The 4,860-nt window shown below is 57.0% G+C and carries 5 protein-coding genes; all 5 read left to right on the top strand.

The window, feature by feature from the left end; translation table 11 throughout:
- Window positions 1–479 precede the first annotated feature (479 nt).
- The 5 genes from ACUVTA_RS08530 (at window position 480) to ACUVTA_RS08510 (ending at window position 4,563) form a co-directional block, all read left to right on the top strand.
- On the top strand, window positions 480–695 hold the full coding sequence (locus ACUVTA_RS08530) for a hypothetical protein (protein ID WP_445952521.1): 216 nt from the start codon (window positions 480–482) through the stop codon (window positions 693–695).
- On the top strand, window positions 676–1,005 hold the full coding sequence (locus ACUVTA_RS08525; RefSeq protein WP_445952520.1) for a type II toxin-antitoxin system VapC family toxin: 330 nt from the start codon (window positions 676–678) through the stop codon (window positions 1,003–1,005). Before ACUVTA_RS08530 ends, ACUVTA_RS08525 begins: the two co-directional genes overlap by 20 nt.
- A 709-nt stretch (window positions 1,006–1,714) precedes the next feature.
- Window positions 1,715–1,912, top strand: coding sequence for an FAD-dependent oxidoreductase (locus ACUVTA_RS08520; protein WP_445952519.1), 198 nt, complete (start codon window positions 1,715–1,717; stop codon window positions 1,910–1,912).
- Window positions 1,913–1,978: 66 nt separating this feature from the next.
- Entirely contained in the window at window positions 1,979–2,734 is a 756-nt protein-coding gene (locus ACUVTA_RS08515) for a hypothetical protein (RefSeq protein WP_445952518.1), read from the top strand.
- 428 nt (window positions 2,735–3,162) lie between these two features.
- On the top strand, window positions 3,163–4,563 hold the full coding sequence (locus tag ACUVTA_RS08510; RefSeq protein WP_445952517.1) for a B12-binding domain-containing radical SAM protein: 1,401 nt from the start codon (window positions 3,163–3,165) through the stop codon (window positions 4,561–4,563).
- Window positions 4,564–4,860 lie beyond the last annotated feature (297 nt).

The raw sequence follows: 4,860 nt of genomic DNA, 5'->3' as shown, positions 1-4,860 counted from the left end.
GTTGTCCGTCTTCGTGAGCGTGCCCCATTTAGCGACGCACAATTTTCTGGGCAGATAACCGGGGTAATTTCACCGCGCTGGTAACGTTACGGGCCACCAGGTTTTCGCGAACAGCTTGCTTCAATGCCCCGTTGATCACCTATGAAAGAGGTAAATCATCCTGGTCGAGAGCTCCTCTTTGTTGTCAAGCCTCCCGCTTTCCAGTTTGTGGATGTAAAATGGTTAGTGTAAAGTTACTGTAGGAATCCTGGAGAGTATGAGATTCCTACGGTGGGTTGACGTGGTCTGAACAACCTTTTTAGGAACGTCTCTTCGTCTTCTGTGGTAAAGATAGAAGCAAAGTGCGCGGGGGAAAAAGGGCGCGGTGCGATTGACCAGGGACCGCTTCCTGGTAGTAATCGAGGAAGCCGTCAGCAACTGCGCCGCTTATTCGCTGGATCTTCCAGGCTATGTAGAGCTAGTAGAAGGGAGAACCTAAAATGTCCGTTGACCGGTTGGTGGAAGAGTTCAAGAAGCTTACACCCCGGGAACAGAAGGAGCTGCTCCGGCGGCTAAGCGCCTTCGTCACCGTCCGCAAGAAGAGGGCGCGGGGCGAAGAGGACCCGCTTGCCGCGATCATCGGGATTTTCGACGGTCCGGGTACCGGCTCAACGACTTACAAGGAGGATCTCTACGGTGGCGCCCGTCCCCTCTAAGGTGTTCGTGGACACGGGTGCCTTCATCGCTTTGCTGGACAAGCGGGACAGGTTTCACGAAGCAGCCAAGGCCTTTTACCTGTCGGTAACTAAAAAGGCGAGCCTGGTTACCACTCTCCTGGTGGTGGCGGAAACCTACACCTGGCTCCGCTACCATGGCGATTTCAACCTGGCGTTGCGGTTCCTTAAGGCGGTCGAAAAAGCTTCGGAAAGCGGGACACTCACCGTGATCTACCCCGACGCGGCTATTTGTGAGAAGGGGCGTGTGGTAAAGTGCAGCCTGCACCCGGTTGTCCCGCGGGAAAGTTAAGTCCTCGCTGCTTCGGTTGCTTGCTTGGTGGAGCGCCCGGTCCGGCGCGGATTTTACCGGTCTGCCTATGTCCCGCTCCCTCCCCGCCCGCCTCGCCTCTAGTACCTTTCCCCAGGCGCCGGGTCGACGCCGTAATCCGACCCTCGGCCACTAACTCCTGGATTGCCCGGTTGATTGTGGCGGGGTTTGTTCCAAGCTCATCAGCCAAAAGGAAACGGTTGCGCGAAGTCACGGTCTTTTCGCCGGACGCCTTGAGGAGCTTTAAGAAATCTTCTTTTGCCCGGTCGCGCTTCCGGAGCTTCTTCCCGCCCGGTTTTTCAGAAATCCTCTGGTATCGGAAGCTGATCCCGGATAACAGTGAAAGCCACCTGTTACTGGGCCCGCGATATTTAGGGTTATAAGCGGAACGGACCTTGGCCGCGACTTGGTTTGCTGGCAGCGGGGGCTTATTTTTGCGGTTCCACGCCAAAAGTTCCTTAAGGATTTATACGCGAAAATCCTTCGGGCTAGGGGGTTTGGCAACAGGCCCATCACCGAAAACGGGGCATTCTCTGGTCGCCTCGCGGAACCCGGGCGGGTAGCGGCAGGACTCTCTCTGTTTTTTGTCGAACCAAGAGCGAGCGGGGGTGTTTTCCGCTAGTAGGAGCGCGGGTGAGATGCTGGTGCAGAAAGTGCTGCCCGGCCGAGCGGGGGGAGCGCTTACCGGAAAATGCTGCGCGAATATGATGTGGCGGTGATCGGGGCGGGACCTGCGGGGTGCATTACCGCACGAGAACTGGCATGCCGTGGCGTCAGGGTGCTGCTCCTTGAAGCCAAGAGGGTTCCCAGGTATAAGCCTTGCGCCGGGGGCCTGACCGGAAAAACACTGCGCTTTTTGGGGACCCTTCCGCCCAGCGTTCCCTGCTAGCCAGTTGAGGAACTCGTCGTAACCCACAGGAGAAAAACATTAGCTGTTATCAAATGCCGGTTTGCTGTGGTGAAGAGGTCCGCCTTCGACGCCTGGCTGGTCGAGCAGGCGGCCGGGGCAGGCGCGGAGTTTCGGGAGGGAGAACGAGTCTTGTCCGTTGCGGGAAACCGAATCGAGACGAGCCGGGGAACTTACCGCGCCCGTGTGATCGTGGAGGCCGATGGGGCGAACAGCCTGGTGGCTAGATCCGTCGGCCTTGGCCTGCCGCCGCGGGGGCTCGCCGTGGGAACAGCCGTTTCCTGGCCCGGGCCGGGGGAAAGGGTTCTGGTCGAGCTCGATTTTCCGCCCTGCGGCTACGCCTGGATTTTCCCCCACGGTGACGGAACAGCCTCGGCGGGTGTCATTTCGTGGCGGCCGCGCCTGCCTCTCCGGTCTTACCTGACAGCCTTTTTTGAGCGGTACCGTCTCCGGGCCTTGCGGGACATCAGCGGGTGGCCGGTACCCCAGGGCGGCCGAAGACGGCAGATTGTCCAGGACAACGTCCTTCTGGCAGGCGACGCTGCCGGGCTCGCCGATCCTTTTTCGGGGGAGGGCATCTTCTACGCGCTGCGGAGCGGGCTCCTGGCGGCAGAGGCAGTCCTAAAGCACCTTGCGGAAGGAGCGGATCTAACGGAATACCAACGCAACATTGCGGCGATCCTCCTGCCGCTGCTCGCTTCCTCTCGTCGGCTGGCGAAGACCTTCTACCCTGCTCCTTTGTTCCTGCAACGGTTACTTGTTTTCCTCGGCCGTCATCACCTGCCCGCCCTCCTGCAACTGTGAAGCGGCCCGCCTTGAGCCAGAGGATATGTTTAGAGAGACCGAGATGATTTCGGGTGGCTGAAGATAAACCGCTGGTGGTATGCTTCGATCTCGCCGGTGTGCTTGTTGACCACCGTAACCTGTTGCCGTAGCGGTCGGCGAACTGCGGAAGCTGTTGTGGTTGTGAAAATTTAGGTAGGAAATCATGATGGTTGTGGTGAAGTAATAAAGCAAAGGAAGTAGATAATTATTATTGTTTGCGTAGATGTGGGTCGAAGTGCGGTGATCTTATCAAGGGGATTGGGATCGTAATTCGGGCTTGACTCTCATTGAACAAGGGGGGACTACAGACGATGCGCGTTTTAATGGTTTACCCCAAATACCCAGACACCTTCTGGAGTTTCAAATATGCTCTGCGATTCGTCGGCAAAAAGGCGGCATACCCTCCGTTGGGACTCCTCACCGTCGCCGCTATGCTGCCTGCCACCTGGGATAAGAGGCTGATTGACTTGAACGTGACGCAGCTATCCGACGAAGACTTGAAATGGGCCGATTATGTTTTTGTCAGCGCGATGGAGATCCAGCGCGGCTCTGCAAAGGAAGTCCTGGCGCGCTGCCGCTCCCTGGGCGTCAAGACCGTGGCGGGAGGCCCCCTCTTTACCGCCGAACCGGAGGCCTTCACCGAGGTTGACCACCTGGTTCTGAACGAAGCCGAAGCTACGCTACCCGAGTTTCTGGCGGATCTGGAGAGAGGATGCGCGCGGCATATTTACGCCAGCAGCGCGAAACCCGACCTCTCCCTTACGCCGGTGCCGGCATGGGAACTGATTGACTTTCGAGACTACGCCTCGATGAGCATTCAGATTTCTCGCGGCTGCCCTTACGACTGCGAGTTCTGCAACATTACCTCGCTCTTCGGGCGTAAACCCCGCTTAAAACGAAAAGAGCAAGTGCTGCGCGAACTGGACGCCCTTTACCATCGCGGCTGGCGGGGGAGTGTCTTTGTCGTCGACGATAACTTCATTGGCAATAAGGCCCGGCTAAAAAGCGAGATTCTTCCGGCTCTGATCGAGTGGATGGACAACCACCGTCATCCTTTTGTTTTTATCACCCAAACATCGATCAACCTGGCGGATGACGAAGAGCTGATGGACCTGATGCGGAAAGCAGGGTTCGTCCACGTTTTTGTGGGGATCGAAACACCGAGCGAAGAGAGCTTGAAGGAGTGCAACAAGTTCCACAACCTGCACCGCAACCTCCTCGCCGCGGTGAGGCAGATCCAGAATCACGGCTTTCAGGTAAGTGCGGGGTTCATCGTAGGCTTTGACAGCGATACTCCCTCTATTTTTGAACGGCAGATTAACTTCATCCAGAAGAGCGGCATCGTCACCGCTATGGTAGGCCTGCTCAACGCCCCCCGGGGGACGAGGTTGTTCGAACGCCTAAAGCGAGAAGGGCGGCTCCTACATAATTTTTCGGGCAACAACACCGACTTCTCCCTGAACTTCATCCCTAAAATGAACCCTCAGGTGTTGCTGGACGGCTACCGCAGAATTGTCACCACCATCTACGCACCGGGAGCGTATTATCAGCGGATCTGGGAGTTTTTCCGGGAATTCAGGCCAGCCAGAAGAGCCGGTATAAGGCAACTGCGCTTGTGCTACTTGACGGCTCTCTTCAAAGCGATGTTTTACCTAGGCGTGCTCGACAGGGGCCGGAAACACTACTGGCAATTGCTCATCAGGATGCTCTTCCGGCGGCCGCGTTTGCTTCCGGAGGCCATCACCTTTGCCATTTACGGCTTCCACTTCCGGAAGATTTACTTCGACCGTAGTTCAAACTGCTTCTAATAAGCCTCCTTTGCCTTGATATTGGTGTTCTCCTATTCTCCTCGGGAGAAACAGTACGCTGCCTCAGCGGCCGGGCGGTTCATTCCGGGGATAGCGGTCAGCTCGTCCCCACCGGCGCGGCGGGCGGCCTCCATATGTCAGTAAACCGGTAGGGAAAACTCTGTGTTCCAGGAGGGCTCAGCCGGTAGGCGCAAGTATGAGTAAAATGTTTTCGGGGGAATAGAGGCTCAGGTACAAGGAGAAGAGGGCTCTTCCTTTCGAAATAGGGTTATATGGCAGAAACCCAAGAGAAAGGAG

This window comes from Thermodesulfitimonas sp., assembly GCF_052743955.1.
Note: the sequence above shows the minus strand (reverse complement) of the source record. Positions and strands in the feature narration are given on the sequence as shown.

Coding starts and splice junctions, on each gene's coding strand:
- ACUVTA_RS08520 (WP_445952519.1), top strand. CDS start 1,715: ATGCTGCGCGAATATGATGTGGCGGTGATCGGGGCGGGACCTGCGGGG.
- ACUVTA_RS08530 (WP_445952521.1), top strand. CDS start 480: ATGTCCGTTGACCGGTTGGTGGAAGAGTTCAAGAAGCTTACACCCCGG.